Genomic DNA, 3,266 nt, shown 5'->3' on the forward strand with positions numbered 1-3,266 from the left:
GCCCGCCACCAGCGGGCCCGGCCGGAACGCGGCGCCAGCACCAGCACCGCCACCTCCGCCAGGGTGGGTACGGCGAGCCGGACCACCGCCGCGGCGGCCCGGTCCGGGTGCAGCGGGTTGCCCAGCTTCTCGCCGACCACGGCCAGGAAGGCGGACCTGGACCGCTCGGCCGCCAGCGCGTCGGCACGGACGACACTCTCGCTGACGTCCTCCACGTACCAGCAGCTTCGACCGGCCGACAGCGGCACCCGGCGGGCCCGGAGTCGCCGGCCGTGGTGGACGAACTCGGTCGGATCGGCACGCAGTCCGTCGATCGTGCCGAGCGTGCCCCCGACGGCGATCTCCGGCAGGAGTCGCTCGGCGACGGGGCTCACGTGCCACACGGTGTCGTCGGGACCGCACACCACGAGTCCCTCACGGAGGTGCTCGACCACCTCGGGCCAGTCGGCTGCGGCGTGGGAGCGCTCCAGGGCGGAGAGGCCAGCGGTTGGGGACGCATCCGGGCGCCATGCCGAGACCCGGGCGACACGCGGCGGGGTAGACCGTCCGTCGCCGGGCTCGAGATCCCTGACGTCGGTACCCGTCACCAGCTCGGCCCTACTCCTGTCGATTTCCGCACCCGCGTTGCGCGGGGTGCACGGCGTTTCCCCACCCACCCTACGCTGCTCCCGCGCTACCGCCACCCGGCAGCGATCACGGCCGAGCGGCCCGCGCGGGACGCGTCGGCGGACGCGAGCGTGCCGGTCGCGCCCGGGAGGCGGTGCAGCTCAGGGATTGTTACGATCCGGGACGCCCCTGCCCGCCCACCCCCGCGGAAGGCTGATCGTTGCTGTCACACGGTCGGAGACCCGAGTCGACGCCCCTGAGCATGTCCGTCGACCGGGCCGATCCCCGAGCACCCGTCATCCGGGTCGGTGGAGACCTCGCCTACACCACGGCGGCCCCGCTCCGGGTGGAGATCGACCGGCTGCTGGGCACCGGGCCCGTCACGCTCGTGCTGGACTTCGCCGACCTCCAGTTCATCGACAGCACCGGGCTCAGCGTGATCGTGCACGCCTGGCGTGAGGGGCAGCAGCACGGCAGCACGGTCGAGCTGCGCGCGGTGCCGCGATTCCTGGAGACGATCCTCGACATGACCGGCGTCACCGGGCTGCTCGCCCGTCCGGTCGGCGGCGGTGGACCGGCGACCGGGTCCGAGGGCCAGCCGACCGTCACCGCGTAAAAGGCCATCACTGCGAAAATGCCGGTCTCCGGGAGAAACGCCGACCCCGCGACTTGCGTCAGACGCAGGGACTGGGAGCATGGGGGCATGTCCTCACCGCTGTTGGCCATCACGGTCAGCCGTCTCGACGCCGAGCGCGCCGAGCTACGGCTCACCGGTGATCTGGACTTCGACAGCGCACCCGACCTGATCGCCGCCGTCACGGAGCTGCACCGCTCCGGTTACCGGCAGCTCGTCATCGACCTCGCCGGGGTCGGCCTCTGCGACTCCTCCGGGCTGAGCGCCTTCGTGATGGCCCACCGCAGCGGCTCCGAGCCGATCCGGCTGGTCAACGTCAACCCGCCGCTACGTCAGCTGCTGGACCGCACCGGCCTGGCCGAGCTGCTGCAACTGCCGCCGGCCGTGGACGGCGACGGCATCACCGCGGTCGGCTGACCGCGCCGGACGCCGCCCGACAGGGGTGGCCCCCGACCCTGGGACCAGGGGCCGGGGGCCGGAACAGGGATCAGGGCGTCGGGACCGTACGGCTGACGGCGCGGTGCGGTGCGACGGCGGTCTCCGCGTCCTCGGGAGGTCCGGCCTCCGGCGGCTGGAACAGATACCGGACGAACTCCCCGTCCGTGCCGTCGTCCTCCGCCCCGGGCCACTGGCCGGCGCAGTCGACCCCGATCACCTCACGGCCGGTGCCGTCCGGCTCCTCCAGCAGCGCCCACAGCGTCACCGGGTAGCACCGGGTGTCCTCGGCGGTCAGCCGCCATCGCGCGTACCAGCCCGGTCGGGCGGGGACGATCTCGACAATCTGCTTCATCGGACCTTCCCTTCCGCGTGCCTCGGAAGTTCGTGCCTCACACCGGGTTGTCCGGCCACCCCGATCGTCCGGCCGGCGCGGGTGAGCGCCCCTCACCCGCGCCGGATGAAGCCCGAACACCCGGCCCGGACACCCGGCTCGCGGCATCGGGCGATCGTTTCGTGCTCGGTGGCAACGGGAAGGCGTCGCGGGAGGCCCGACGAGAACCGACGGAAGCGAGGTGTCACCGTGCGCAAGCAGATGGAGGGCGACAACCAGCGCCGCCGCGCTCTGGCCCGGCAGGCCCGTGAGCGCGGCATGCAGGCCGCCGACACCGGCGCGAGCCTGAGCGCCTCCAAGCAGCTCACGCACCTGGAGCAGAGCAAGCGCGCCGGTCCACCGCCGGCCGGAAAGAGCCACAAACCGGACACGACGCGCGGTGGGCCCGCGCCCCCGCCGGCCGGGGTCGCCGCGAACCCTCGGCCCCGACCCGATCCGGGCACGAACGCCCCGGGAGTCACCAGCATGGGCTACCGCGAACTCGTCGAGGACGTCGTCCGGCGGTCCGGCGTCGACTTCCGTACCGCCAAGGTCGGGGTCGAGTCGACGGTGCTCGTGCTGGCCACGGCCCTGGAGGCCGACGAACGCCAGCGCCTGCTGCGGGCGGTACCGGACTCGCTGCACGACGTCGTGCCCGTCGACGGCATCCGACGCCACCGGGACCTGTCCGGGTTCCTGTCCGAGGTGGGCCGGATCAGCGGCCGGACCCCGGAACAGGCCCGCTACCAGGCCGAGGCCACCCTGGCGGCACTCGCCGAGCAGGATCGCGACCTGGTCGAGTCGCTGCACGTACCGGACGAGTTGCGCGACCTGCTGGAGCCGCCGGCAGCCGGCGGCGGTGTGGTCGGCACGAACGGCGGCACCCCGCCGCTCACCGACACGGAGCTACGCGACGCGCTGAGCGGGCTGCCCTACTGGTCCGGTAACAGCGACGCGCTGTCCCGGACGCTGGAGCTGCCTGCGGAGAACCTCGACCGGGTGCTCGACCGGCTCGACCTGCTCCGGGACGAGACCGGACGACGGCCGCGCATCGGCCGCGCCGGCCCCACCACGGCGGTGCTGACCGTCAGCAGCCGCAACGCCGGAGCGGTGACCGCGCTGGACGTCGACCTGGCCCACGCCGTCGACGACGCGATCGACGAGGCGGGCGCCGGAATGGCCGACGGCTGATCCCCGCCGCCGGGCCGGGTGGACGAG

Annotated in this window: 4 protein-coding genes and 1 pseudogene; 3 read left to right on the plus strand and 2 right to left on the minus strand. The window is 73.7% G+C overall.

What is annotated here, in order from left to right; translation table 11 throughout:
- Positions 1–374 (minus strand): annotated as a pseudogene (locus EYA84_RS33730) (serine/threonine-protein phosphatase); the annotation flags it as partial.
- 494 nt (positions 375–868) lie between these two features.
- Here EYA84_RS33730 and EYA84_RS29430 point away from each other — a divergent pair.
- Together EYA84_RS29430 and EYA84_RS29435 are read left to right on the plus strand one after the other, a co-directional pair.
- Positions 869–1,222, plus strand: a complete 354-nt coding sequence (locus EYA84_RS29430; RefSeq protein ID WP_131057319.1) for an STAS domain-containing protein — start codon at positions 869–871, stop codon at positions 1,220–1,222.
- An 87-nt stretch (positions 1,223–1,309) separates the two neighbouring features.
- Positions 1,310–1,657: an STAS domain-containing protein gene (locus EYA84_RS29435; protein WP_131057321.1), complete on the plus strand. Its 348-nt coding sequence runs from the start codon at positions 1,310–1,312 to the stop codon at positions 1,655–1,657.
- Between the two features lie 70 nt (positions 1,658–1,727).
- On the opposite strand, the gene EYA84_RS29440 is transcribed toward EYA84_RS29435, so the two are convergent.
- On the minus strand, positions 1,728–2,030 hold the full coding sequence (locus EYA84_RS29440; protein WP_131057323.1) for a hypothetical protein: 303 nt from the start codon (positions 2,028–2,030) through the stop codon (positions 1,728–1,730).
- 228 nt (positions 2,031–2,258) lie between these two features.
- On the opposite strand from EYA84_RS29440, the gene EYA84_RS29445 reads away from it, so the two are divergent.
- A complete protein-coding gene (locus EYA84_RS29445; RefSeq protein WP_131057325.1) occupies positions 2,259–3,239 on the plus strand; it encodes a DUF2267 domain-containing protein in 981 nt (326 codons plus the stop codon).
- The last annotated feature ends 27 nt before the right edge of the window (positions 3,240–3,266 follow it).

Origin of the sequence: Verrucosispora sp. SN26_14.1 (assembly GCF_004307965.1) — a bacterium.
In the GTDB taxonomy this organism is placed as follows: domain Bacteria; phylum Actinomycetota; class Actinomycetes; order Mycobacteriales; family Micromonosporaceae; genus Micromonospora.